The 22,509-nt window shown below is 69.9% G+C and carries 28 protein-coding genes; 17 read left to right on the top strand and 11 right to left on the bottom strand.

Annotated features, from left to right (window positions below; translation table 11 throughout):
• Position 1: 1 nt before the first annotated feature.
• Entirely contained in the window at positions 2 to 880 is an 879-nt protein-coding gene (locus tag ACT6XY_RS15550; RefSeq protein WP_444749238.1) for a branched-chain amino acid ABC transporter permease, read from the bottom strand.
• A 289-nt stretch (positions 881 to 1,169) separates the two neighbouring features.
• Positions 1,170 to 2,423, bottom strand: coding sequence for an ABC transporter substrate-binding protein (locus tag ACT6XY_RS15545; RefSeq protein WP_444749237.1), 1,254 nt, complete (start codon positions 2,421 to 2,423; stop codon positions 1,170 to 1,172).
• Positions 2,424 to 2,632: 209 nt separating this feature from the next.
• On the opposite strand from ACT6XY_RS15545, the gene ACT6XY_RS15540 reads away from it, so the two are divergent.
• The 8 genes from ACT6XY_RS15540 to ACT6XY_RS15505 all read left to right on the top strand — a co-directional run bounded on the left by ACT6XY_RS15540 (position 2,633) and on the right by ACT6XY_RS15505 (position 8,704).
• Positions 2,633 to 3,334 (top strand): GntR family transcriptional regulator, encoded by a 702-nt coding sequence (locus ACT6XY_RS15540; protein WP_444749236.1) that lies wholly within the window; start codon positions 2,633 to 2,635, stop codon positions 3,332 to 3,334.
• A 27-nt stretch (positions 3,335 to 3,361) separates the two neighbouring features.
• On the top strand, positions 3,362 to 4,138 hold the full coding sequence (locus ACT6XY_RS15535; RefSeq protein ID WP_444749235.1) for an SDR family oxidoreductase: 777 nt from the start codon (positions 3,362 to 3,364) through the stop codon (positions 4,136 to 4,138).
• Between the two features lie 204 nt (positions 4,139 to 4,342).
• Positions 4,343 to 5,176 carry a metallophosphoesterase family protein gene (locus tag ACT6XY_RS15530; RefSeq protein ID WP_444749234.1) on the top strand — a complete coding sequence of 278 codons (834 nt, stop codon included), beginning with the start codon at positions 4,343 to 4,345 and terminating at the stop codon, positions 5,174 to 5,176.
• A 97-nt stretch (positions 5,177 to 5,273) separates the two neighbouring features.
• Entirely contained in the window at positions 5,274 to 6,689 is a 1,416-nt protein-coding gene (locus ACT6XY_RS15525) for an FAD-binding oxidoreductase (RefSeq protein ID WP_444749233.1), read from the top strand.
• 37 nt (positions 6,690 to 6,726) lie between these two features.
• Positions 6,727 to 6,987: a hypothetical protein gene (locus ACT6XY_RS15520; protein WP_444749232.1), complete on the top strand. Its 261-nt coding sequence runs from the start codon at positions 6,727 to 6,729 to the stop codon at positions 6,985 to 6,987.
• Positions 6,984 to 7,208: a hypothetical protein gene (locus ACT6XY_RS15515; protein ID WP_444749231.1), complete on the top strand. Its 225-nt coding sequence runs from the start codon at positions 6,984 to 6,986 to the stop codon at positions 7,206 to 7,208. Before ACT6XY_RS15520 ends, ACT6XY_RS15515 begins: the two co-directional genes overlap by 4 nt.
• A gap of 61 nt (positions 7,209 to 7,269) precedes the next feature.
• Positions 7,270 to 7,458, top strand: coding sequence for a hypothetical protein (locus ACT6XY_RS15510; RefSeq protein WP_106747820.1), 189 nt, complete (start codon positions 7,270 to 7,272; stop codon positions 7,456 to 7,458).
• A gap of 100 nt (positions 7,459 to 7,558) precedes the next feature.
• Entirely contained in the window at positions 7,559 to 8,704 is a 1,146-nt protein-coding gene (locus ACT6XY_RS15505) for a M20 family metallopeptidase (protein ID WP_444749230.1), read from the top strand.
• Between the two features lie 16 nt (positions 8,705 to 8,720).
• Here the strand turns inward: ACT6XY_RS15505 and ACT6XY_RS15500 are convergent, their stop codons facing one another.
• Positions 8,721 to 9,242 (bottom strand): DUF2478 domain-containing protein, encoded by a 522-nt coding sequence (locus ACT6XY_RS15500; RefSeq protein WP_444749229.1) that lies wholly within the window; start codon positions 9,240 to 9,242, stop codon positions 8,721 to 8,723.
• Between the two features lie 167 nt (positions 9,243 to 9,409).
• On the opposite strand from ACT6XY_RS15500, the gene ACT6XY_RS15495 reads away from it, so the two are divergent.
• On the top strand, positions 9,410 to 9,697 hold the full coding sequence (locus ACT6XY_RS15495) for a hypothetical protein (RefSeq protein ID WP_444749228.1): 288 nt from the start codon (positions 9,410 to 9,412) through the stop codon (positions 9,695 to 9,697).
• A 5-nt stretch (positions 9,698 to 9,702) separates the two neighbouring features.
• On the opposite strand, the gene ACT6XY_RS15490 is transcribed toward ACT6XY_RS15495, so the two are convergent.
• The 4 genes from ACT6XY_RS15490 to ACT6XY_RS15475 form a co-directional block, all read right to left on the bottom strand.
• The gene (locus ACT6XY_RS15490) at positions 9,703 to 9,960 is read right to left on the bottom strand and encodes a sulfurtransferase TusA family protein (protein ID WP_444749227.1); all 258 of its coding nucleotides are present in this window, start codon (positions 9,958 to 9,960) and stop codon (positions 9,703 to 9,705) included.
• An 11-nt stretch (positions 9,961 to 9,971) separates the two neighbouring features.
• Positions 9,972 to 10,169 carry a hypothetical protein gene (locus tag ACT6XY_RS15485; RefSeq protein WP_444749226.1) on the bottom strand — a complete coding sequence of 66 codons (198 nt, stop codon included), beginning with the start codon at positions 10,167 to 10,169 and terminating at the stop codon, positions 9,972 to 9,974.
• 87 nt (positions 10,170 to 10,256) lie between these two features.
• Positions 10,257 to 11,408 (bottom strand): P-loop NTPase, encoded by a 1,152-nt coding sequence (locus tag ACT6XY_RS15480; protein ID WP_444749243.1) that lies wholly within the window; start codon positions 11,406 to 11,408, stop codon positions 10,257 to 10,259.
• A gap of 63 nt (positions 11,409 to 11,471) precedes the next feature.
• Complete coding sequence (locus ACT6XY_RS15475; RefSeq protein WP_444749225.1) at positions 11,472 to 11,936, bottom strand: hypothetical protein; 465 nt, start codon at positions 11,934 to 11,936, stop codon at positions 11,472 to 11,474.
• A 288-nt stretch (positions 11,937 to 12,224) separates the two neighbouring features.
• Here ACT6XY_RS15475 and guaB point away from each other — a divergent pair, with 288 nt between their 5' ends.
• Positions 12,225 to 13,718, top strand: coding sequence for an IMP dehydrogenase (gene guaB / locus ACT6XY_RS15470; RefSeq protein ID WP_444749224.1), 1,494 nt, complete (start codon positions 12,225 to 12,227; stop codon positions 13,716 to 13,718).
• A gap of 69 nt (positions 13,719 to 13,787) precedes the next feature.
• Here the strand turns inward: guaB and ACT6XY_RS15465 are convergent, their stop codons facing one another.
• Positions 13,788 to 14,231, bottom strand: a complete 444-nt coding sequence (locus ACT6XY_RS15465) for a hypothetical protein (RefSeq protein WP_444749223.1) — start codon at positions 14,229 to 14,231, stop codon at positions 13,788 to 13,790.
• A 186-nt stretch (positions 14,232 to 14,417) separates the two neighbouring features.
• Between ACT6XY_RS15465 and ACT6XY_RS15460 the strand changes: the two genes are divergently transcribed.
• Positions 14,418 to 14,846 (top strand): MAPEG family protein, encoded by a 429-nt coding sequence (locus ACT6XY_RS15460; RefSeq protein ID WP_444749222.1) that lies wholly within the window; start codon positions 14,418 to 14,420, stop codon positions 14,844 to 14,846.
• A gap of 69 nt (positions 14,847 to 14,915) precedes the next feature.
• Here the strand turns inward: ACT6XY_RS15460 and ACT6XY_RS15455 are convergent, their stop codons facing one another.
• Positions 14,916 to 15,254: a hypothetical protein gene (locus ACT6XY_RS15455; protein WP_444749221.1), complete on the bottom strand. Its 339-nt coding sequence runs from the start codon at positions 15,252 to 15,254 to the stop codon at positions 14,916 to 14,918.
• Positions 15,255 to 15,448: 194 nt separating this feature from the next.
• On the opposite strand from ACT6XY_RS15455, the gene ACT6XY_RS15450 reads away from it, so the two are divergent.
• The 5 genes from ACT6XY_RS15450 to ACT6XY_RS15430 all read left to right on the top strand — a co-directional run bounded on the left by ACT6XY_RS15450 (position 15,449) and on the right by ACT6XY_RS15430 (position 20,427).
• A complete protein-coding gene (locus ACT6XY_RS15450) occupies positions 15,449 to 16,702 on the top strand; it encodes a GGDEF domain-containing protein (protein ID WP_444749220.1) in 1,254 nt (417 codons plus the stop codon).
• Positions 16,703 to 16,780: 78 nt separating this feature from the next.
• The gene (locus ACT6XY_RS15445) at positions 16,781 to 18,085 is read left to right on the top strand and encodes an RsmB/NOP family class I SAM-dependent RNA methyltransferase (RefSeq protein WP_444749219.1); all 1,305 of its coding nucleotides are present in this window, start codon (positions 16,781 to 16,783) and stop codon (positions 18,083 to 18,085) included.
• Entirely contained in the window at positions 18,082 to 18,537 is a 456-nt protein-coding gene (locus ACT6XY_RS15440; protein WP_444749218.1) for a CAP domain-containing protein, read from the top strand. Before ACT6XY_RS15445 ends, ACT6XY_RS15440 begins: the two co-directional genes overlap by 4 nt.
• A gap of 77 nt (positions 18,538 to 18,614) precedes the next feature.
• On the top strand, positions 18,615 to 20,168 hold the full coding sequence (gene guaA / locus ACT6XY_RS15435) for a glutamine-hydrolyzing GMP synthase (RefSeq protein WP_444749217.1): 1,554 nt from the start codon (positions 18,615 to 18,617) through the stop codon (positions 20,166 to 20,168).
• A gap of 31 nt (positions 20,169 to 20,199) precedes the next feature.
• The gene (locus ACT6XY_RS15430; RefSeq protein ID WP_444749216.1) at positions 20,200 to 20,427 is read left to right on the top strand and encodes a hypothetical protein; all 228 of its coding nucleotides are present in this window, start codon (positions 20,200 to 20,202) and stop codon (positions 20,425 to 20,427) included.
• A gap of 25 nt (positions 20,428 to 20,452) precedes the next feature.
• Here ACT6XY_RS15430 and ACT6XY_RS15425 read toward each other — a convergent pair whose 3' ends face one another.
• A complete protein-coding gene (locus ACT6XY_RS15425) occupies positions 20,453 to 21,325 on the bottom strand; it encodes a lysostaphin resistance A-like protein (protein ID WP_444749215.1) in 873 nt (290 codons plus the stop codon).
• Between the two features lie 123 nt (positions 21,326 to 21,448).
• Between ACT6XY_RS15425 and ACT6XY_RS15420 the strand changes: the two genes are divergently transcribed.
• A complete protein-coding gene (locus ACT6XY_RS15420) occupies positions 21,449 to 21,802 on the top strand; it encodes an arsenate reductase (RefSeq protein ID WP_444749214.1) in 354 nt (117 codons plus the stop codon).
• A gap of 16 nt (positions 21,803 to 21,818) precedes the next feature.
• On the opposite strand, the gene ACT6XY_RS15415 is transcribed toward ACT6XY_RS15420, so the two are convergent.
• Positions 21,819 to 22,292: a hypothetical protein gene (locus ACT6XY_RS15415; protein ID WP_444749213.1), complete on the bottom strand. Its 474-nt coding sequence runs from the start codon at positions 22,290 to 22,292 to the stop codon at positions 21,819 to 21,821.
• Positions 22,293 to 22,509 lie beyond the last annotated feature (217 nt).

The following is a 22,509-nucleotide window of genomic DNA, read 5'->3' as shown; positions in this document are numbered from 1 at the left end:
ATCACTCGAATTTCTGGATGCGTTCGCCGAACAGGCCGCGCGGCCGCGTCAGCAGCACCAGCACCATCAGCAGGTAGACCGAGGCTTCCGTCGCCGCGGGATAGAAGTGGGCGGCGACGCCGCGGGTCATGCCGACGATGGCGGCGGCGGCCACCACGCCCCAGAAGGAGCCGAGGCCGCCGATCACCACCACGACGAAGGCGAAGGTGATGATCTCCTGGCCCATGGCCGGATGGACGCCGGCGATGGGGGCGATGAGCACGCCGGCAAGCGCGGCGAGGCCGACGCCGATCATCACCACCGCGGTCATATAGGGCTTCAGCGAGATGCCGAGGGCGCCCACCATGTCCGGGTTCTGCACGCCGGCGCGCACCACCTTGCCGAAGGCGGTCTTCGTCAGGAGGATCCACAGGCCGAGGACGGCGAGGGCGGTGATGCCGAGGGTGATGAGGCGGTAACGCGAATAGACGAAGTCGCCGAGGAACACCTGGCCGCGCAGCGCCTGCGGTATGGAGAAGGGGATCGGCGCCGCGCCGTAGAGGATGCGCAGCGTCTGCTCGGCCACCATGGCGAGGCCGAAGGTCAGCAGCAGCCCGAGGATGGGATCTGCGGTGTAGAAGCGCCGGAGCAGGTAGCGCTCCACGATCATGCCGATCACCGCCACGATCAGCGGCGAGACGATCAGCGCGCCGCCGAAGCCGATGCGATCGGCGAGAGTCACGGCGAGATAGGCCCCGAGGGCATAGAAGGCGCCATGGGCGAGGTTCACGATGCCGCCGAGCGAGAAGATCATCGACAGCCCGAGGGCGATCATCAGGTAGTAGGACCCGGCGAGCAGGCCGTTGAGGATCTGCGACAGGAGCGGGATCAGGTCAGGCACGGGATCCGTCCGGATTGCGGGATGGCATGGGTGGCCGGCATGGCGGGAGTGCGTCCTTCGAGGCTCGCCGTTCCGGACGATGCTGACGCATCGCCGGGGGATCGCACCTCAGGATGAGGGGGCGTGCCTTGTGTCGCGGCAGAGGGTTCACGCGCGTCTCCGCCGGATCCGGGTGCCCTTCGAGCCCTCATCCTGAGGTGCGAGCGCCGGCGAGCCTCGAGGGACGCACCTGCTTCGTGCAAGGCGGCCGAAGCGGCAAGGATGCGCCGCTCCGGCCTCGTTGTTCGTGTCACGCCCGGAACGTGCACTTGTTCTCGTCGTCGGTCGCCGCGATTACCTCGAGGCTCTCGTTGGCGGCCGGCACGGGCGGGGAGGAGGAGAAGATGTCGTACTGGTTCTTGATCTGCGCCGCCGGCAGGGCGGTGATGGCATACATCTCCATCATCATCTGATGGTCCTTCGCCCGGAAGTAGCCCTCGCGCGTCTTCAGGAGGTCGAACTTGGCGCCTTTCTCGAAGTGCTCGACGATCTTCACTGGATCGGTGGACTTGGTCTCGGTCATCGCCTGCGCCACGACCTTCATCGAGCAGTAGTCGCCCCAGGCCTGGTTCTCCGGCATGCGGTTCCATTTCTTCTGGAAGCCGGTGACGAAGGCCTTCGAGCCGGGGGTGTCGATGAGGTGATGCCAGACCACCGGCCAGGTGCCGCCGAAGTTGCCCTTGCCGGCGCCCCAGGCGAGCGCAGTGTCGAAGCCGAAGCCCGCGACCGGGAAGGTCAGGCCGAACTCGGCGTACTGCTTGAGGAAGTTGGTGATCTGGGTTCCCGCGAGGTTGAGGCAGACCACGTCCGGCCGCGCCTGGCGGATCTTCAGCAGGAACGGCGAGAAGTCGGCGAGATCGGTCGGGATCAGGTCGTCGCCGGCATGGTTGCCGCCGTTCGCCGCCATGTAGCGCTTGGCGACGTTGAGGAGGTCATGGCCGAAGGCGTAGTCGGCCGTCAGCGAATACCACTTCTTGCCCGAGACGAGGCCGTCGCGGATCAGCGAGCGGCCCACCGCCTTCACGTACATCGAGTTCTGCGCCTCGATGTGGAACATGAACTTCTGGCAGTCCGAGCCGCGCAGCGCGTCGGAATTGGCGCCGGTGTTGATGAAGAGCACCTTCTCGCGCTGCACGACCTGGGCGATCGCGAGCGCCGAGGCCGAGGAGATTTCACCCAGGAGGGCGACGATCTTGTCGCGCTGCACGAGGCGCTCCGCCTTGGCCGAGGCCTGCTGCGGATTGGGGCTGTCGTCGAGGATGAGCTCGAGCTTGCGGCCCATGACGCCGCCGGCAGCATTGATCTCCTCCGCCGCGAGCTGGGCGGCCTGGGCGGCATACTCGCCCAGGGGGCCGAGGAAGCCGGTGCGCGGCGTGATATGCCCGACCTTGATCGCCTCGGCCTGGGCGTAGCTGATGGCGGGCGCCCCCAGGGTGCCGAGCGCCGCGGCGCCGGCCGAGGCCTTGATGAGGGTGCGGCGTGACAGGCTCTTGTCGAGCGGCATCGGACGTCTCCTTGGCAGTGTTTCCAGGCCCAAATCACCCGAGCGGAGGCGTTGATCGCCCCTCGCCGACGGCAGGCGGTGGCTTGCCGTGATCTGTGATCACAGTTATGGTTTCTCAAACGGCGGTGTTTGTCCAGCCCCCTTCGCTGAGGCGTCCCGCCGCGCCACACGGAAGGGTGTCATGAGGGACGCGCCATGAGGGACGCGCCATGAGCGTCGCAGAGGCCCTGACGACCATTGGACCGCTGGAGCGCGAGACGCTCGGCGATCGCGTCTATGGGCACCTGCGCGAACTCCTGATGTCCGGTCGCCTGGCGCCCGGCGACAAGCTGTCGCTGCGCGGCACGGCGGAGGCCATGGGCGTCAGCATGATGCCGGTGCGCGAGGCGGTGAGCCGGCTCGTCGCCGACCGCGCCCTCGAGGTCGCCCCGAACCGGGCGGTGCGGGTGCCGATCATGACGGTCACCCAGTTCCGCGAGCTGACGACGGTGCGTATCGAGATCGAGGGTTTCGCAGCGGAACGCGCGGCCGCCGCGGCCTCGCCCGACCAGATCGTGCGCATCGCCGCGCTGGAGGCCGCCTTCCGCGCCCTCAGCCTCCTCGCCCGCCCCGACCTCGCCGAAGCCGTCCGGCTCAACAAGGACCTTCACTTCGCAATCTACGAGGCGACCGGCCTGCCGACACTCGCCGAGATCATCGGCGCCCTCTGGCTGAAGGCCGGCCCCGTCATCAATCTCGACCTCGGCGCCAATCCCGACAGGCTCGCTACCGGCGGCGCGGTGCGCTTCCATGCCGATGCCCTTGCGGCGATCCGCGCCGGGGACGGGCAAGGCGCCCGCGCCGCCATCGCCGCCGACATCAGCGGCGCCGCCGACTTCATCATCGCCAGGGGCGGCCTCGCCGCCGCCTAGCACCGACAGCATCAGGGAGAGCGAACCATGGATCTCGGCATCAGGGGCCTGCGCGTCCTCGTCACGGCGGGCGCGAACGGCATCGGCCGCGAGGTGGCGCGCGCTTTCGTGGAGGAGGGGGCGCGGGTCCATGTCTGCGACGTCGACCGCGAGGCCATCGCTGACCTCGCCCGCACCGATCCCGCCATCACCTCCTCCTTTTGCGACGTGGCCGACCGCAAACAGGTCGCCGACCTCCTCGTCACCGCCCTGGACCGGCTGGGCGGCCTCGACGTGCTCGTCAACAATGCCGGCATCGCCGGGCCCACGGGGCGCGTCGAGGAGATCAACCCGGAGGACTGGGACCGCTGCATCGAGGTCTGCCTCACCAGCCAGTTCAACTGCGCCCGCCTCGCCGTGCCGCACCTGAAGGCGAGCACCAACGCCTCGATCATCAATCTTGCCTCCGTCGCCGGGCGCTTCGGTTTCGCCCTGCGCACGCCCTATGCGGCGGCGAAATGGGGCGTCGTCGGCTTCACCAAGTCGCTCGCCATCGAGCTCGGCGAGTTCGGCATCCGCGTCAACGCCATCCTGCCTGGCCTGGTCGAGGGCGACCGCATCCGCCGCGTGCTGGAGGCCAAGGCCCAGTCGCGCGGCGTCGCCTTCCGCGAGATGGAGGAGCAGGCGGTGGCCTATACCTCGCTGAAGACCTTCGTCACCGCCCGCCAGCTCGCCGACCAGATGCTGTTCCTCGCCTCGCCGAAGGGAAAGACCATCTCCGGCCAGGCCCTGTCGATCTGCGGCGACATGCAGATGCTGACCTGAGCGGTCGCTCAACAGACAACCCGGCCCATTTCCTCGTCATGCCCGGGCTCGTCCCGGGCATCCACGAATTCCTTGTCCCGCGGTGTTCAAGTCGTGGATGCCCGGGGCGAGCCCGGGCATGACGCGATACACTGAGCGTGGTGGGATGTCGGCCGCAGTCTCCCGCCCTTGGAATCGCCGCCCATCCATGCGAGGCCAGCGGGCGTGACCGTCATCGCCCATGTCTCCGACCTGCACCTGACGCCGGTGCCCTTTCCCATCGGCGAGGGCCTGAAGCCGGCCCTCGGCTGGATCAACTGGCGGCGCAAGCCCGGCGCCCACGATGCCGCGATCGCGTCACGCACCATCGCCGCCGTCGCCGCCGCGCGGCCCGATCACGTGGCGCTGACCGGCGACCTCATCGAACTTGGCCTCGCCGCGGAATATGCCGCGGCCGGCGCGGCCCTCGCCGAATTTGGCGATCCCGACCAGGTCTCCTGGTCCCCCGGCAACCACGACGTCTACACGCCGCGGGCTGAAAAGCGCCTGCAGGCGATTCTCGGGGACTGGCTGGGGGCGCCGGCCGGGGCAGGGGACCTGCGCGCGCGCTTCCCCCGTGTCGCCCTCGCCGGCCGTGCTGCCGTCGTCACGCTCTGCTCGGGCACCCCGACCTGGCTGTTCTCCGCGGAAGGCGAACTCGGCCGCGACCAGCTCGCCCGCCTCGACTCGCTGCTCTCGGGGCTCGACAGGACCGCATCCCTGCCGCTCATCGCCATCCACCACCCGCCCCACGCGCCCGGCCTGTCGCGGCTGAAGCGGCTGCGCGACGGCGAGGCGCTGATGGCGCTTCTCGCCCGCCACGGCTGCCCGCTCGTGCTCCACGGCCACCTGCACCGCGCCTGCGACACCCTCTGGACCGGCGGCGGGCGGAGCATCCGCCTCGCCGGGGCGCCCTCGGCCTCATTGGCCGGCCGCCACGGGGACGATCCCGCCGGCTTCACCCTCATCCATGTCGACGCCGATCTCGGCTTCCGGCTGGAGCGCCGGACAGTCCCCTGATTTCGCAACGGCCCCTTGCATCAATCCGGTTGGCATCCGCGCGGCTTGGTGCTCTTGATGGCGGCCCCCCGCCGCCTGCCCACAACGGTTGAGACCCATGAACGCTCCCCTCGCGGCCTCGCACATCGATCCCGCCCTGCTCGAGGGCCTGCGCGCCCTTCTCGGTGCCCGTGTCTCGACCTCCGAGTCGGATCGCGCCCAGCACGGCCGCGACGAGTCGCGCCATGCAGCCCGCCTGCCGGACGCGGTCTGCCGCGCCATGTCGACCGAGGAGGTCGCAGCCATCGTGAAGCTCTGCGCCGCCCACGACACGCCCATTGTCGCCTATGGCGCGGGTTCCTCGCTGGAGGGCGCGCTGATCCCGATGAAGGGCGGCGTCTCCCTCGACCTCACCGGCATGAATCAGATCCTCAGCGTCCGCCCCGAAGACCTTGATGCGACTGTGCAAGCCGGCGTGACGCGCAAGCAGCTCAACGCCCATCTGCGCGACACCGGCCTGTTCTTCCCCGTCGATCCCGGCGCCGACGCCACCATCGGCGGCATGGCGGCGACCCGCGCCTCCGGCACCAACGCGGTGCGCTACGGCACCATGCGCGAGAACGTCGTGAACCTGACCGTCGTCCTCTCCGACGGCCGCATCATCCGCACCCGCTCGCGCGCCAAGAAGTCGTCGGCCGGCTACGACCTCACCGGCCTGTTCGTCGGCCAGGAGGGCACGCTCGGCATCATCACCGAAGTGACGGTCAGGCTCTACGGCATCCCCGAGGTCATGGCTGCGGCGACCTGCTCCTTCCCCACGGTCGACGCGGCGGTCGATACCGTCATCCAGACGATCCAGATGGGCATTCCCATCTCGCGCGTCGAACTTCTCGACGACCGCGCCATCGAGGCGGTGAACGCCTATTCCAAGCTGACCCTGCCGGTCACGCCGACGCTCTTCTTCGAATTCGCCGGCAGCCAGGCGGGCGTGGAGGAACAGGCCGCCATCGTCGAGGAACTCGCCAAGGGCGAGGGCGCCAGCAACTGGCGCTGGTCCACCGATGCCGACGAGCGCTCGAAGCTCTGGCAGGCCCGCCACGACATCCACTGGGCCATCCGCGCCCTGCGTCCCGGCGCCAAGGGCTGGGGGACCGACGTCTGCGTGCCGATCTCGGCGCTGGCCGAGGTCATCCGCGAGGTTCGCAAGGAGACCTCTCAGCAGAGCTTCGGCACCACCCTCGTCGGCCATGTCGGCGACGGCAATTTCCACCTCGGCATGCAGATCGACCCGGACGATCCGGCCGAATGGGCCAAGGCCAACGAGATCAACGACCGCATGGTCAAGCACGCCATCCGCCTGGGCGGCACCTGCACCGGCGAGCACGGCGTCGGTATCGGCAAGATGAAGTTCATGCGCGAGGAGCACGGCGAGGCTCTCGACGTCATGCACCTCATCAAGAACGCCCTCGACCCCAAGGGCATCTTCAATCCCGGCAAGGTCCTTCCGGAGGAGCCGCGGCAGGCCGCGGAATAAAATCGGACTCAGCCGCGCCGAAGTGGTACCTTGGCGCATGTCTCAGACGGATTTCACCGCCGCGGCCGAACTCTTCGCCAACAAGCGAAAGTCGTTCCGCTCCCGCGTTCCGCTCAAATACAAGCGCTTCGACAGCCTCGCGGAGGCCGTTCGCTTTGCCGTCGAGGAACTCGGCGACGATCTCAACGGCATCAATATCCGCACCGAGAACGACGATGTTTCGGGGGCGGCCATCCGCGCACTCTACGACGAGGCCGGCTATCCCCTCGAGCGAAAGGCGCTTCGGCAAGCCTCATGACCCATCCCCTCACCGCCGCCGCCCCTGCGGGCGTCGCGGCCCTCGTCGAGGTGCGCAGCCTGGGCGGCGTCAATTTCGTCCGCCCCGACCGGGTCATCGCCATCCAGACGTCGCCCACCGGCACGTCGCTGATCGTCATGGAGGGCGGCACGACCGTCCACTCCTCCGAGGCGACCAAGGTCATCGCCGAGCGAATCGCAGCCGCCGACCGGGACCGCTAGCAGTCCCGTCCTTCTTCGCCGCCCCCCCGGCAGGCGTTATCTCGCAACCACAGGTGACATCATGGCTCAGCACAGGTTCAAGGTCGGCGACGTCGTCACCCTCGGCCGTTCCTTCCTCAAGATGCCGGAAGGCCCCTTCGAGGTGATCCGCCTGTTGCCCTCCGATTCCGCCGATCCGGCCTACCGCATCAAGAGCCGCTCGGAATCCTACGAGCGCGCCGTGCGCGAATACGAGATCAAGGCCGCCTGACCTCGGCCTGCATGGCTCCCATGGCCGGCGGCGCTTGCCCGCCGGCGCCGTCCGCCGCTCACTGTCGCGCCACTGACCCGACAGCGCGAACGAGCCGGCCATGCAGCACCTGACCTCCGAAGCCCTCCTCGAGGCCGTCCGCCAATGGGTGGCCATCGAGAGCCCGACCCAGGACGTGGCGGCGGTCAACCGCATGGCCGATCATGCGGAAGCGCTCCTGCGTGCGGCCGGGGCGCGCATCGAGCGCATTCCCGGCACGATGGGCTACGGCGACATCCTCATCGGGCGCATCGCCGGGGAGACCGAGGGGCCCGGCATCCTGCTGCTCGGCCATATCGACACGGTCCATCCCGTCGGCACGCTTGCCTCCGATCTGCCCTGGCGGGTCGAGGGCGATCGCGCCTATGGCCCCGGCATCTACGACATGAAGGGCGGCAATGCGATCGCGGTCGCCGCGCTCGCCCATCTCCACGCGACCGGCCGCCGGCCGCACATGCCCGTCTCCGTGATGTTCATCGCCGACGAGGAGGCCGGCAGCCCGTCCTCGCGCGCCCGCATTGAGGCGGAGGCCCGCCGCCACGCCATCGTGCTGGTTGCCGAGCCCTCGGGGGACGGCGGCCGGCTCACCGTCGCCCGCCACGGCATCGCGCGCTACTATCTCAAGACCACGGGCATTCCCGCCCATGCCGGCGCCTACCATGCCAAGGGGCGAAGCGCGATCCGCGAGATGGCCCGCCAGATCCTCGCCGTCGAGGCGATGACCGACTACGACCGCACCATCACCCTGAACGTCGGCACCATGTCCGGCGGCACCCACGAGAATATGGTGCCGATCCATGCCGAGGCCTGCGTCTACGTGCTGGTGCCATCGGGCGAGGCGGAGGCTGAGGTGCGCGGCAGGCTGCTCGCGCTGAAGCCGCACGATCCCGACGTGAAGCTCGACGTGACCCTCGGGCTCTTCCGTCCGCCCTACCGCAAGACGGCCGCCATCCAGGCGCTCTACGACCACGCCGCAGGGCTCGCCCGGGAGCTTGGCTTCGAGGTGGCCGGCGAGCGCGTCGCGGGGGGCGGTTCGGACGGCAATTTCACGGGCGCGCTCGGCATCCCGACGCTTGATGGTCTGGGCGTGATCGGCGACGGCCCCCACACCCACCACGAGCACCTGCTGGTCTCGTGCCTCGTGCCCCGCACCAGGCTCTACGTCCGCCTGTTCGAGACCCTGGCGCCGGGGCTTGTCGCCGGCTGAACGGCTGCGCTGCCGCCTATTCCGCTGCGGCGGACAGGGTCCGGCGGCTCCACCAGTCCTCGAGGGCGGGGCGCGTGCAGGCGAGCTTGACGTCCATGCCCCCGGCGAAGGCATCCCAGGCGGCGGCGAAGCGCTGCGGCACGCCGATCAGCAGGGGCATGTCCGCCGCCACCGCCGCGCCGATCTCGCTCATGAGCCCGCCGCCCTCCGCCTCCATGCGCCCGAACTTGTTGATGACGACGAGCTCGGCGGGCTGGTCCAGCGCCTGCCTGAGCGCAGCGGCCGCCTCGGCCAGCCCTGCCGGGTCGAGCCGGCAGGCATTGACGCTGCCGGGGCCGAGATCCTGGCAGATGTTGATGCGGCGCCCTGAGCCGAGCGCCTCCAGCTCCATGTCGAGCTCGGCGCAGCCGGCGCCCGCATTGATCTGGATGAGCCCCGCCACCGCCGTTCCCGAGGCCAGCAGGTCGTGGGCGAAGGCCCCGAGCAGCGCGTCGCAGTCGTCGTCGGGGCCGTAGGTGACGGCGGCAATCTGGCTCATGCGGACGATCCCGGGTTGAGGGGAGGAGGATGGGTCGGGATGGCTCCCGGGTAAAGGGGCCTCGCTACGCCGGCCGGACGGGGCTCGGCAGAAGGCGGGACTCATGGTTTGATGGCGGCCATCACGGTGGGCCGGCCGCTCGGCCGCCAAGGCAGGGATCGATGCACATGCTGAAACTTCCGATGGTCACCCTGGCGCTCGGGGCGCTTCTCGCAGCGGCCGCTCCGGGCGCCGCCGAGGCGAGCCACCGCCGGCTCGGCATGCACGGCTGGTGCCGCGCCGACGCCGCCCAGATGATGGGTGTCAGCCGCCGCGCCGTGGTGCTCGACCGCCATGTGGCGCGTACGGTGGGCGGGCGCTACGAGATTCGCGGCCTCGCCTCCCATGGCCGCTACGGCTCCCGCGCCTTCACCTGCCAGTTCAACCGCCACCGCGTGCTGCAGGGCGCCGTCTGAACCGCTCACACCTTGCGGACCAGGAAGGTCAGCGTTCCCTCGCCCTTCTGCTGATCCTCCAGCACGTCCCCCGTCTCCCTGAGGAGGTGGGGGATGTCGATGCCGGCCATGGGGTCGGTGCAGATCACCGAGACCCGCTGGCCCGCAGCCATCCGGCTCAGCGCCTTGCGGGTCTTGAGGGCGGGCAGGGGGCACTTCAGCCCCTTCAGGTCGAGGGTCGCGACGTCCGCCGGCGTGGGCGCACCCGCGCCGGGCGAGGTCATGCTCATCCGGCTCAGCGCGTCGCCGTCGGGGCGTTCATGCCGTCCCAGGACTTGCCGACGAGGTTGTAGCCGGCCTCGGTGCCGCGCAGCTGCGCGCCCGTGGTGCTGAAGCGCGCGTCGGCCGTCGTCTGGTAGGTCGTGTTGAGAAGGTAGCCGGCGCCCACAGCGATGACGATGGCGGCGGCGAATGCGAGCACGATGGCCTTCATGGTGGTCCCCTCTCGGAAGTTCTTGTTTCCGCGCGCAATTTATCATGCGTCTGGAACCGTTCAAGGGCCGCGGCGTCGCAGCCCCGGCTATTCGATGATGATCGCCGGCGGTGGCTTGATGGTCACGTCGCCAGTGCCCGACAGGCTCGCCCAGACCTGGCGTGCGACCTCGCGGTAGACCAGGGAGTGCGGGCTCGACGGGTCGGTGGCGACGATCGGCCGGCCCGAGTCCGACCGTTCGCGCAGCGCCATGTCGAGCGGCACCTCGCCGAGGAAGGGCACGCCGAGCCGCGCGGCCTCCTTGCGGGCGCCGCCATGGCCGAAGATGTCGTAGCGGTTGCCGGTGTCCGGGGCGATGAAATAGCTCATGTTCTCGACGATGCCGAGGATCGGCACCTCGGTCTTGCGGAACATGGCGACGCCGCGCCGGGCGTCGATCAGGGCGAGGTCCTGCGGCGTCGACACGATGACCGCGCCGGCGAGCGGGGTTGCCTGCGCCATGGTCAGCTGCGCGTCGCCGGTGCCGGGCGGCATGTCGACCACCAGCACGTCGAGCTCGCCCCAGGCGACCTCCCGCAGCATCTGGGTGATGGCGCTCATCACCATCGGGCCGCGCCAGATCATCGGCGTCTCTTCCTCGACCATGAAGCCGATGGACATGACCTTGACGCCGTAACCCTCCAGCGGGGCGAGGGTGCGCCCGCTCACCACCCGCGGCTTGCCGTGCAGGCCGAAGAGCTTGGGAAGGGAGGGGCCGTAGATGTCGGCGTCGAGGATGCCGACGCGTTGCCCGTTGGCCGCCAGCGCCAGCGCGAGGTTGCAGGCGGTGGTGGACTTGCCGACGCCGCCCTTGCCAGAGGCCACGGCGATGACGTGCCGGACGCCGGGGATCGTCGCCGCCTTGGGCGACGGCGGCTGCGTGGGGCGGCCAGGTGCGACATGAGGCTGGGTGGAGGGCGGCGGGCGCATCGCGCCGGTGGGCGGACCGGTCGGCCGGTCGGCGGTGAGCGACACGAGCGCCTGTCCGACGCCCGGGACGCCGCCGATGGCTGATTGCGCGGCGGCCCGCACGGGCTCCATCGCGGCGGCCTCCGTCGGGTCGATGGCGATGGCGACCATCACCTTGTCGCCGTTGACCAGAATGTCGGAGAGCCGGCCCGAGGCCGTGAGCGACTGGCCGCTGGCCGGAAGCTTCACCTGTTCGAGCGCCCGCGCAACTTCTTCGCGTGTGACCATGATGCCCCCGTGAGACGAGGGGTCACATAGGGCATCGCGGCAGGGAGCGGAAGGGTCGCGTCCTCGTCAGGGCGTGACGGTGAGCCGCAGCACGTAGGAATCGAGCGGCATGGCCCGGTTCGCGGTGCTCAGTTCGCGGGGCGGCGACACCAGTTCGCCGAAGGCCACGAAGCGGCCCTGCACCGGCACGAAGGGCGCGCCGAGATGGGCGGCCGGCGACAGGCGGAAGGTCGGCGCGTGGGCGCCGACGGCCTCGATCTCGACGACGGGGGATCCGGTGCGGGTGCAGCCGCGCGGCGAGGCGCACTGGCCGTCGGCCACCACCTTGCTGAACCTCAGCTTCATGACGCGGCCGCCGGGGCCCTGGACCTCGACGGTCTCGCCGCCGCGGATCTCCACCCGCTGCGGCTGCGGGGCCTGGGCCTTGCTCGGCCCTGTGATGAGCAGGAGCACCGTGCTGGCGGCGAGGAACATCAGCGTGGGGGCAGCGATCATGGTCACGTTCGCGAGGGTCGGGCTGTTCAGCGTCATATGCGGCTCCGGATATTGCACCCGTGTGTCGCGATGGCGCGTGGAATGGTTCAATGCCGATATGGAGAGCCGGTTGCTAACCTGCGCGATCGTTCTGGGGTCACGAATGCGCGAGCCGTGCCGCGAGCATGGCAGGCCCCCCGTCATTGGACCGGCCGGGCCGCAAATCCATGTTGGACCTGTCATCGAGTCGTGGTAGCAGGCTGCGCCAACCCATAACCGAGCCGACATCCATCCTCCCGCCGAGTCGAGAGGGGGGAGAGGGCTTTATCCGCAGCGGAGTTGGCCATGGCCGTCATCAAGTCCATCGAGGAAGCTCTCACCTTCGACGACGTCCTGCTGCGGCCGGGCCTGTCCGACGTCATGCCGGGCGACGTCGACGTCAGGTCGCGGATCACCCGCACCATCTCGCTCAACATTCCGCTGATGTCCTCCGCCATGGACACGGTCACCGAGTACCGGATGGCCATCGCCATGGCGCAGGCCGGCGGCATCGGCGTCATCCACCGCAACCTCGAGCCCGAGGTGCAGGCCGACCACGTCCGCCAGGTGAAGCGCTTCGAGAGCGGCATGGTGCTGAACCCCATCACCATCCATCCCGACGAGACCCTTGCCGACGCGCAGGCGCTGATGCGCAAGCACAATTTCTCCGGCTTCCCCGTGGTCGAGCGCGGCCCCAACGGCAAGCCGGGCAAGCTGGTCGGCATTCTCACCAACCGCGACGTGCGCTTCGCCACCCGTCCCGACCAGCCGATCGCGGACCTGATGACGCGGGACAGGCTCATCACCGTCGGCGAGGGCGTCACCCAGGACGAGGCCAAGCGCCTCCTCCACCAGTTCCGCATCGAGAAGCTGCTGGTCGTCGACGAGCACTATCGCTGCACCGGCCTGATCACGGTGAAGGACATCGAGAAGCAGGTTGCCAATCCCAATGCCTGCAAGGACGAGCAGGGGCGCCTGAGGGTCGCCGCCGCCACCACGGTGGGTGAGCAGGGCTACGAGCGCACCGAGATGCTCATCGACGCCGGCGTGGACCTCGTCGTCGTCGATACCGCCCACGGCCATTCCCAGAAGGTTCTAGACCAGGTGACCCGCATCAAGCGCCTGTCCAACAAGGTGCAGGTGGTGGCCGGCAACGTCGCCACCGGCGCGGCGACCCGTGCGCTCATCGATGCCGGCGCCGACGCCATCAAGGTCGGCATCGGCCCGGGCTCGATCTGCACGACCCGCATCGTCGCCGGCGTCGGCGTGCCGCAGCTCACCGCCATCATGGAGAGCGTCGAGGCGGCGCAGGCGAGCGGCACGCCCGTCATCGCCGACGGCGGCATCAAGTTCTCCGGCGACCTCGCCAAGGCGCTGGCGGCGGGCGCCGAGGTGGCGATGATCGGCGGGCTCCTCGCCGGCACCGACGAGGCGCCGGGCGACGTCTATTTGTGGCAGGGCCGCTCCTACAAGAGCTACCGCGGCATGGGCTCGGTGGGCGCCATGGCCCGCGGCTCGGCCGACCGCTACTTCCAGGCCGAGGTGAAGGACACGCTGAAGCTCGTTCCCGAGGGCATCGAGGGACAGGTCGCCTACAAGGGGCCGGTCTCGACGGTGGTCCACCAGCTCGTCGGCGGCCTGCGCGCCGCCATGGGCTATACCGGCGCCCGCGACCTCGCGGAGTTCCGCACCAAGACCGAGTTCGTCCGCATCTCCGGCGCGGGCCTGCGCGAGAGCCACGTCCACGACGTGACGATCACCCGCGAGAGCCCCAATTATCCCAACGGCGGGCGCGTCTGAGCGACACCCGGTTTCCATGAAAAAAGGCGGCCCGCGGGCCGCCTTTCGTCGTCGTGGAGAAGCGTGCGATCAGTCGCAGACGCGCACGCGGCGCACTTCCGGACCCCAGGGGGTGTCGACCCAGCGACGCTCGACCCAGCACTCGCGATAAGGCGAGGCGGCTGCGGCGGCCGCGCCGCCGATGATCAGCGCTGCTGCGCCGGCGCCGACCCACGGGCCGGGGCCACGCCAGCCGCGGCCACGATAGTAGCCGGGGCCCGGACGAAATCCGGGACGTCCGGCGAAACCCGGGCCGGGACGGAAGCCAGGTCGTCCGCCGAAGCCGGGACCGCCACGGAAGCCACCGCGGCGCTGCATTTCGAGGGGCTGGCTCTGGCCGGCCGCGGCGCCGAGGGCCGACCGCTCGGCCAGAGAGGCGGCGACGGCGGCGGACGGCGCGAGGCTGGCGCCGCCGAGGGCGAACGCGCCGAAGGCGGCGGAGAGCGCGAGGCTCCTGAAGGACATCTGACGCATGACGAAATCTCCCCATGTACGCGGCGGGCGTCCTGCCCGCCGGGCCGCGACGCGGTCACCGCGCCGTTCAGGCCATAGGACCGGCCAAATCCGGTATTTCCTTGACCAACCTTCGTGCAGCATGCTCGGTTCCGCCCCGATGACAAGATAGGTCGGGCCATTCCGGCCGGCAGCGGAGAAGTTTCGATGGGCTTGATGAATCCCGGTGGCGCCTCGCTCGTCTGGCCGGTGCTGGCGCAGGTCGCACTGACCTTCGTCGTTCTCTTCGTCATGGGCTATTTCCGGCGCCAGGCGCTCTATGCCCGCGAGGTCCGCCTGAAGGACATCGCCCTGTCGGGGGACACCTGGCCGCCGCGCGCGCGACAGGCGGCGAACAATTTCACCAACCAGTTCGAGACGCCCGTCCTCTTCTACGTGCTCGCCATCATGGCGATCCACGTGGGCGCGACGGGCTGGCTCATGGCGACCTTCGCCTGGCTCTTCGTCGCCACCCGCGCCGTCCACGCCTACGTGCACATCGGTTCGAACGACCTGCGCCTGCGCCCGCTCGTCTTCCTGATCGGTTGCATCGCCCTCATCGCCATGCTGATCGGCGTGCTGGTGGCCGCCCTCTGACGCAAAAAAGGACCCCGGTCTTGCGACCGGGGCCGAGGTCAGGAACGGGAGGTCGGCAGGGCCTTTGGCTTACCAGCCGCAGACGTTGACCAGCCGGCGCTGCAGGCCGTAGGGCGTGTCCACGAGGCGGTAGCGGTAGCAGCTGGCCCCGACGGTGGCGACACCGAGCCCGCCGACCCAGACGCCGTGGCGCCAGACACGGTGCCGGTGGCCGTGGCCGTGGCGGTGGAAGCCGAGGTGCCGGCCGCCGAAGTGGCGCCCGCCGCCGAAATGCATTCCGCCGCCGCGGTGGAAGCCGCCGCCGCCCCCGCCGCCGCGGAAGCCGCGCGCTTCGGCATCGGTCGTGGCGTAGAGGCTGAGGCCGGCAACGGCAGCGCCCGCGAGGGCCATCGTCTTGAGATTGAACATGATCTTTGATCCTTGAGCTTGGGTCCGAGGGAGGAAGCCACCCTTCCCCCATGGGTGCTCGCGGCGCTGGAAAAGGTTCACCGAAAAGATGCCGCCGAAGGTCGGCTTTATTTTACGCGATCCGTCTCAGTGGAATTAAGGGACCGTTCAGCCTCGCGGGTCCATGCTCCGGCAACTCAGGCTCGGCAGAGGACATGACTGAGGTCACCGGCATCAAGGCGCAGGACATTGCCGAGGCTAAGGCTGCCCGGCGCTGGAATCTGACGTTTCCCGAACCTGTCGAGAGCCGTTTCGCCGCGGAGATGGACCAGCGGCGCAGCAGGGCCGTGCGGCGCGTCCTGCCGCGGACCCTCGTGATCTACAACGCCTTCCTCGTCGGCGACCACCTGTTGACCCCCGACGCCGTCTGGCTGTCGTGGATCGTGCATTTCGCGCTGGTGACTCCCTGGGTCCTGGCGGCAATTCTGCTGATGCCGAGGATCCGCTCGCGCCTTTGGCGTGATCTCCTGGTGGCGAGCCTGCCCTTGTCGATCATCGCCGGCGTGCTCGCCGTCTTCGCGGCATCCCGCTCGCCGCTGGCGGAGCACTACCAGTATTTCGTCATCATCGCGCTGCTCTACGGCAATGCGGTGCTGCGGCCGAGCCTGACCCTGGCCATCGCCATCTCGGGGGTGACCGTCGCCGCCCATGCCCTCGTCCTGTTCCTTCATCCGGGAATTGCCCCCGTCGTCGCCCTCACGGCCTTCTCCTGCCTCCTGGTCGCGAGCTACGTGTCGCTGTCGACCAACGCGGCGATGGAGCGGGATCTTCGCCGCCTCTACCTGATGAGCCTGTCGGAGAGCCTCGTCGCCAGCGACCTCGGGCGCGCCGCCGCCGACCTCCACCGCATGTCGCTTGTCGATCCTCTCACCGGCCTCGCCAACCGCCGCGGCATCGACGCGCGCGCCGGCGGCATCACCGCGGCCACGGTCGGTCCCGATTCCGGCTACGCGGTGCTGATGATCGACGTCGACCGCTTCAAGCCCTTCAACGACCGCTATGGCCATCCCGAGGGCGACAGATGCCTCGTCCGGGTGGCCGGTGCGATCCGCGAGTCGGTCCGCGGCGGGCTCGACCTTGCGGGCCGCTACGGCGGCGAGGAGTTCCTCGTCGTGCTGCCCGTCGCCGCCCTGGAGGAGGCCCTCACCGTGGCCGAGCGCATCCGCGGCACCGTGGAGGCGCTCGCCATCCCGCATGAGGCGTCTGAGGCGGGGATCGTCACCGTCTCGATCGGCCTCGCCATCGCCGATCCGGCGCAGTCCGGCAGCCTGGACCGGAGCATCGGCGAGGCGGATGCGGCGCTCTACGAGGCCAAGCTGGCCGGCCGCAACCGTGTCCGCGTCTGGGTGGCTGGCCTCACGCCGTCCCGCCAGCCGGCATCGACACGCACCGTTCCCGACGCCGCCTGATCCCATCGGTCCTTGCCGGCGGCCCCCGACAGCGGCTAACAGGCAGGCTGGCGGGGCAGGGCCCGCCCCGGAGACGCCGTGACCCCTTCAGCCCGCCTGTCCGCCGCCATCGAGGTGCTCGCCGATATCGAGGCGCGCCGGCGCCCCGCGCCCGACGCCCTGAAGGACTGGGGCCTTGCCCACCGCTTCGCCGGCTCGAAGGACCGCGCTGCCATCGCCAGCCTCATCTACGACGCGCTGCGCCGGCGCGCCTCCGCCGCCCATGTCATGAGCGATTCCGGCCCCCGCGCCGTGCTGCTCGGCGCGCTGGCCCTGGCCCGCGGCCTGTCGCGCGCCGAGATCGCCGCCCAGTGCAGCGGTGAGCGCTTCGCCCCCGAACCGCTGACGAGCGGCGAGGCGGCGGCCCTCGACCGCCTCGACCTCTCCGGCGCCCCGCCGGCCGTGGCGGGCGATTTTCCCGAATGGCTCGCCGACGACCTCGCGGCTGCGTTCGGCGATGGCCTTGTCGCCGAAATGGCGGCGCTGGCCGCGCGCGCGCCCATCGACATCCGCGTCAACACCCTCAAGACCGAGCGCATGCGGCTCCTGCCGGAGCTCGCCCATCTTGGACCCGAACTGACGCCCCATGCCCCCACCGGGCTGCGCTTCGGCCACGGCGACGACGGCCGCGGGCCGACGTTGCAGGTAACGCCCGAATTCCTCAAGGGCCTGTTCGAGATCCAGGACGAAGGCTCGCAGCTCGTCGCCGCCCTGACCGGCGCGGGACCCGACATGCAGGTCGTCGACCTCTGCGCAGGCGGTGGCGGCAAGACGCTCGAGCTGGCGGCGCTGATGGACAATTCCGGCCAGATCTACGCCACCGACTCCGATGCCCGGCGCTTGGCGCCGATCCACGACCGCCTCGCCCGCGCCGGCGTGCGCAACGTCCAGGTCCGCACGCCGAAGGGCAGGGGGGACGAGCCTCTGGCCGACCTCGCCGGCAAGATCGACCTCGTCGTCGTCGACGCCCCCTGCACCGGCATCGGCACCTGGCGGCGCAATCCCGACACCAAGTGGCGGGTGCGTCCCGGCGCGCTCGACGAGCGCATGAAGGATCAGGACCTCGTGCTCGCCCGCGCCGAGCGGCTGGTGAAGCCCGGCGGCCGCATCGCCTACATCACCTGCTCGGTGATCCCCCGCGAGAACGACCACCGCATCGCGGCCTTCCTGAAGGCCCATCGCGATTTTGCGCCCGTCGACCCCGAGGAGGTTCTGGCGCTGGCCCCCGACAGCCTGTCCGAGCGTGACGACCTCGTCTCGCCCGCCGGGCTCGGCCTCCAGCTCTCGCCGCTGAGAACCGGCACGGACGGCTTTTATTGCGCCCTCGTGGAGCGGCGCCCGTGACTGCCGGCCGCCTGTCCCGCCGCCTCGTCCTCGGGCTCTGCCTCACGCCGACGCTCGCTGCGGCCCAGCCGGTCGCCAGGGTCTCGACGCGCGAGGCCGCCGCGGCGGCCCGCCTCATCAACGCCTATCGCGCCTCGCGCGGCCTCGGGCCCTTGCGCGTCGATGCGCGCCTCAACGCCGTCGCCGCCGAGCATGCCCGCGCCATGGCAGGCGTCGACCTGCTGTCCCACGACATCGGCGAGGCCTATGCCGTCCGGATGCGCCGGCACGGCCTTCCCACGGCCTCGGAAAATCTCGGATGGGGCTATGAGACCGCGGCCGAAGCGGTAGCCGCCTGGCGCGCTTCGCCGCCGCACCACGCCAACCTCGTCAAGCCGCACGGCCGCATGGGTCTCGCCCGCGCCGTCGCGCCCGGCATGCGCCCCTACTGGGCTCTCGTGCTCGCCCCCTGACGGCCTGCTGCCATTCCCGTGTTGATGGCGCGAAGCCCGGACTTGCGCCATTCCCGGCATGGTCGTAACGCAAGGCGATGACCCAGCACGACTCCATCCTGATCATCGACTTCGGTTCGCAGGTGACCCAGCTCATCGCGCGGCGCGTTCGCGAGGCGGGCGTCTATTGCGAGATCCACCCCTTCCAGTCGGCGGAAGCCGCCTATCGCAAGATGAAGCCTAAGGGCGTCATCCTCTCCGGCGGCCCCGCCTCGGTGACGGAGGATTTCTCGCCCCGTGCTCCCCAGCTGATCTTCGACGAGAATCTGCCGGTCTTCGGCATCTGCTACGGCGAGCAGACCATGGCCGAGCAGCTCGGCGGCAAGGTCGAGGCCGGCCACCACCGCGAGTTCGGGCGGGCCTTCCTCGAGGTGCAGAAGCCCTCGAAGCTGTTCGAGGGCGTCTGGGAGCCCGGCAGCCGCCATCAGGTCTGGATGAGCCACGGCGACCGGGTCACGAAGCTTCCCGAGGGCTTCGAAGTGGTCGCGACCTCCGACAACGCGCCCTATGCGGCCATCGCCGACGAGAGCCGCAACTACTACGCCGTCCAGTTCCACCCCGAGGTCGTCCACACGCCCGACGGCGCCAAGCTGATCCAGAACTTCGTCCACCGCATCGCCGGCGCGAGATCCGACTGGACCATGTCCGCCTACCGTCAGGAGATGATCGCCAAGATCCGCGCCCAGGTCGGCAAGGGCAAGGTGATCTGCGGCCTCTCGGGCGGCGTCGATTCCTCTGTCGCCGCCGTGCTGATCCATGAGGCCATCGGCGACCAGCTCACCTGCGTCTTCGTCGACCATGGGCTGATGCGGCAGAACGAGGCGAGGGAGGTCGTGGACCTCTTCCGCGGCCACTACAACATCCCGCTCGTCCATGTGGACGCGGCCGACCTCTTCCTCGGTCAGCTCGCCGGCGTCACCGACCCCGAGACCAAGCGCAAGACCATCGGCCGCCTCTTCATCGAGGTCTTCGAGAAGGAGGCCAAGGCCATCGGCGGGGCGGAGTTCCTCGCCCAGGGCACGCTCTATCCCGACGTGATCGAGAGCGTCTCGTTCACCGGCGGCCCCTCGGTCACCATCAAGAGCCACCACAATGTCGGCGGCCTGCCCGAGCGCATGAACATGAAGCTCGTCGAGCCGCTGCGCGAGCTGTTCAAGGACGAGGTGCGGGCGCTCGGCCGCGAACTGGGGCTTCCCGACAGCTTCGTCGGCCGCCATCCGTTCCCGGGGCCGGGCCTCGCGATCCGCATTCCCGGCGACATCACGCGGGAAAAGCTCGACATCCTGCGCCAGGCCGATGCCATCTATCTCGACGAGATCCGCAAGGCCGGCCTCTACGACATCATCTGGCAGGCCTTCGCCGTGCTGCTGCCCGTGCGCACCGTCGGCGTCATGGGCGACGGGCGCACCTACGACCATGTCTGCGCCCTGCGAGCCGTTACCTCGGTCGACGGCATGACCGCCGACTTCTACCCTTTCGACATGAACTTCCTCGGCCGCGCCGCCACCCGCATCATCAACGAGGTGCGCGGCATCAACCGGGTCGTCTACGACGTCACCTCGAAGCCGCCGGGGACCATCGAGTGGGAGTGAGGCGGTCCATCCTGAAGGCGCCCGCGGTCCGATGAGCCAGAAGTCGTCGACCCCGTCCCGCGAGCGCCGGATCAAGCGCATCTGCGTGCGTCACGGCCTGCATCTGATGACGGCGCAGAAGCCGGACAAGCAGGTTCTGGCCCACGGCGGATACATGCTGCGGGACGCCGGGACGATGACGATCGTGCTGGGCGACAAGGGCTATCTCTTCTCCGCCGACCTCGACGAGGTAGAGGCCTATCTCGACGCCCTGGCCTGAACCTGGGCCGTCGTGCAGCGGACGGTCAGCGGGTTCCGCCGGCGCGGCGCCAGAACGGTGGCACGACGTGGCCGCGGCGCACCGCCATGATCAGCAGCGCGACGCCCGTCGCCGTGCAGAGCAGGAAGGCGACCAGCGAGGATTCGAGGCCGAAGCTGCCGCCGGTCAGAAGGGTCGGCCCCGCAATGATGGACTTGAACAGACCCTGCGCCCCTTCATTGCCGGACACGATGCCGGAAAAGATCGCGGACTGCGTGTAGTTCCACGACATGTGGAAGCCGATGCTGAGCCAGAGCCTGCGGGTCAGCATGAAGGCCGCGGCCAGCAGCAGGCCGGCCTCGATGCTGATGAACAGGGCGCCCGTCACCGTGCCCGCCGGGTTCATCAGATGCACGAACCCGAAGACGAAGGACGACAAGACGAGCGAGATCCAGCTGCCGAGCCATTCCTCGACGATACGGAACAGCGCCCCGCGGAAGAGCAGTTCCTCGAAGAATCCCGAACTCAGCGCCATGGCCACCGCCGGCAGCAGGTAGGTCCAGGCGTTCACGCCCTCGATGCGGTAGATGCCGGCCACCATGAGGATGAGGACGCACAGCGTGTAGAGGCCTGCGCCGACCAGGAGCCCGGCACCGAATTCCCGCCCCGCGCCGGTCAGGGACAGTTCGCTCGCCGGCCGCCGCTCCACCAGCCTGACGAAGGTGACGTAGACGATGATGGCGCCGCTCACCATGCAGGCCGCCACGGCGGCGGACAGCACGGGGCTCGCCGCGAACTTGACCTGGAAGCCGTTGCTGACGGCCATCAACACGAACAGGGCCCCGCCGAGGACCAGCAGGCGGACGGGGGGTGACTGCGCGAGGCGCAGCCACCATGGCGATGTCGCGGCGTCGTTCATGCCCGGCTGTCCTCCCTCGGTCGACGCTACACCGGGGTACCGCGGCCGTCGAGGCGGGCGGGTCCGGGGGTTGACCTGCTTCGGGCGGCCGGTGTTGAACGGGCGCGGAAAAAGGGGTCTCCCGTGTCCGTCACCCTCTATGGCATCACCACCTGCGACACCGTCCGCAAGGCCCGCGCCTGGCTCGACCAGCAGGGCGTCGTCTACCGCTTCCACGACTTCCGCAAGGATGGGCTCGAGGCGACCAGCCTCGCCGGCTGGCTCGACGCGCTCGGCTGGGAGGCGGTGCTGAACAAGGCAGGGACCTCGTTCCGCGCGCTGCCGGACGCGGACAAGTCGGGCCTCGACCGTGACAAGGCGGCGGCTCTGATCCTCGCCAATCCGACCCTGGTGAAGCGGCCGGTCGTGGAGGCGGACCGCCGGGTGCTGGTCGGATTCAAGCCGGCGCTCTATGCCGAGGCCTTCGGCAGGGCCTGAGCCCGTCCGCGCCCGCTCATCGATCCCGCAGCGCGATCCACAGGCCGAGGCCACAGCCGGCCGCAGCCATCGCGAACGGCGCCCAGGCCGCAGCAAGCGCCCAGGCGTAGCTGCCAAAATAGGGCGAGCCGGTGAGGCGGTAGAAGATGAAGAGGCCGAACACCGCCGCGCCGTAGCCGCCGACCAGCCCGAGCCCGCCGCCGATCGCGGCCCGCACGCCGCGCCCCGCAGGTTGGCGCGGTGTGATCTCGCCGCCCTCACGGCGGCGTTCCCGGCGCCGGGTCACGACCGCCGCCGTCGCGCCGGCGGCAAGGGCCGTCAGGCAGGCGACGAAGGGCCCGATGACGAAGACGAGGCCCATGGCCGCCGCGCCCTCGCGCTGCGACACGCCGAAGACCTCGAAGACGACGAGCCCGACCGCCACGGCTGCGACGAAGCCGCCGACGAGGCAAATCACCGCCCAGAGCAGGGCCCACCCGAATATGCGCATTGACAGTCCCCCGCCGGACGCCCGGCGAAGGCCTGACTAGGACCCGCGCATTGCCGCGGCGTGGCTTGCGCCCGGCGGCGTGTTTCGGAACGGAAGGGTCGGTGCGCTTACGGAGCGCGGGCCGGGCGCGGCGCCGGCAGCGGTGCGAAGCCGATTGCCGACGAGGGGAGGGGAGCCTCCTCTGTCGCCGCCGGGGCCGCGGCGGGCGGCGCGGCCG

This window comes from Phreatobacter sp. (assembly GCF_052440005.1).
Lineage (GTDB): Bacteria > Pseudomonadota > Alphaproteobacteria > Rhizobiales > Phreatobacteraceae > Phreatobacter.
The sequence above is the reverse complement of the archived record's forward strand: the minus strand, read 5'-3'. Positions and strand labels throughout refer to the sequence as shown.

Coding starts and splice junctions, on each gene's coding strand:
- ACT6XY_RS15545 (WP_444749237.1), bottom strand. CDS start 2,423: ATGCCGCTCGACAAGAGCCTGTCACGCCGCACCCTCATCAAGGCCTCG.
- ACT6XY_RS15540 (WP_444749236.1), top strand. CDS start 2,633: ATGAGCGTCGCAGAGGCCCTGACGACCATTGGACCGCTGGAGCGCGAG.
- ACT6XY_RS15535 (WP_444749235.1), top strand. CDS start 3,362: ATGGATCTCGGCATCAGGGGCCTGCGCGTCCTCGTCACGGCGGGCGCG.
- ACT6XY_RS15525 (WP_444749233.1), top strand. CDS start 5,274: ATGAACGCTCCCCTCGCGGCCTCGCACATCGATCCCGCCCTGCTCGAG.
- ACT6XY_RS15520 (WP_444749232.1), top strand. CDS start 6,727: ATGTCTCAGACGGATTTCACCGCCGCGGCCGAACTCTTCGCCAACAAG.
- ACT6XY_RS15515 (WP_444749231.1), top strand. CDS start 6,984: ATGACCCATCCCCTCACCGCCGCCGCCCCTGCGGGCGTCGCGGCCCTC.
- ACT6XY_RS15510 (WP_106747820.1), top strand. CDS start 7,270: ATGGCTCAGCACAGGTTCAAGGTCGGCGACGTCGTCACCCTCGGCCGT.
- ACT6XY_RS15505 (WP_444749230.1), top strand. CDS start 7,559: ATGCAGCACCTGACCTCCGAAGCCCTCCTCGAGGCCGTCCGCCAATGG.
- ACT6XY_RS15500 (WP_444749229.1), bottom strand. CDS start 9,242: ATGAGCCAGATTGCCGCCGTCACCTACGGCCCCGACGACGACTGCGAC.
- ACT6XY_RS15495 (WP_444749228.1), top strand. CDS start 9,410: ATGCTGAAACTTCCGATGGTCACCCTGGCGCTCGGGGCGCTTCTCGCA.
- ACT6XY_RS15490 (WP_444749227.1), bottom strand. CDS start 9,960: ATGACCTCGCCCGGCGCGGGTGCGCCCACGCCGGCGGACGTCGCGACC.
- ACT6XY_RS15485 (WP_444749226.1), bottom strand. CDS start 10,169: ATGAAGGCCATCGTGCTCGCATTCGCCGCCGCCATCGTCATCGCTGTG.
- ACT6XY_RS15475 (WP_444749225.1), bottom strand. CDS start 11,936: ATGACGCTGAACAGCCCGACCCTCGCGAACGTGACCATGATCGCTGCC.
- guaB (WP_444749224.1), top strand. CDS start 12,225: ATGGCCGTCATCAAGTCCATCGAGGAAGCTCTCACCTTCGACGACGTC.
- ACT6XY_RS15465 (WP_444749223.1), bottom strand. CDS start 14,231: ATGCGTCAGATGTCCTTCAGGAGCCTCGCGCTCTCCGCCGCCTTCGGC.
- ACT6XY_RS15460 (WP_444749222.1), top strand. CDS start 14,418: ATGGGCTTGATGAATCCCGGTGGCGCCTCGCTCGTCTGGCCGGTGCTG.
- ACT6XY_RS15455 (WP_444749221.1), bottom strand. CDS start 15,254: ATGTTCAATCTCAAGACGATGGCCCTCGCGGGCGCTGCCGTTGCCGGC.
- ACT6XY_RS15450 (WP_444749220.1), top strand. CDS start 15,449: ATGACTGAGGTCACCGGCATCAAGGCGCAGGACATTGCCGAGGCTAAG.
- guaA (WP_444749217.1), top strand. CDS start 18,615: ATGACCCAGCACGACTCCATCCTGATCATCGACTTCGGTTCGCAGGTG.
- ACT6XY_RS15430 (WP_444749216.1), top strand. CDS start 20,200: ATGAGCCAGAAGTCGTCGACCCCGTCCCGCGAGCGCCGGATCAAGCGC.
- ACT6XY_RS15425 (WP_444749215.1), bottom strand. CDS start 21,325: ATGAACGACGCCGCGACATCGCCATGGTGGCTGCGCCTCGCGCAGTCA.
- ACT6XY_RS15415 (WP_444749213.1), bottom strand. CDS start 22,292: ATGCGCATATTCGGGTGGGCCCTGCTCTGGGCGGTGATTTGCCTCGTC.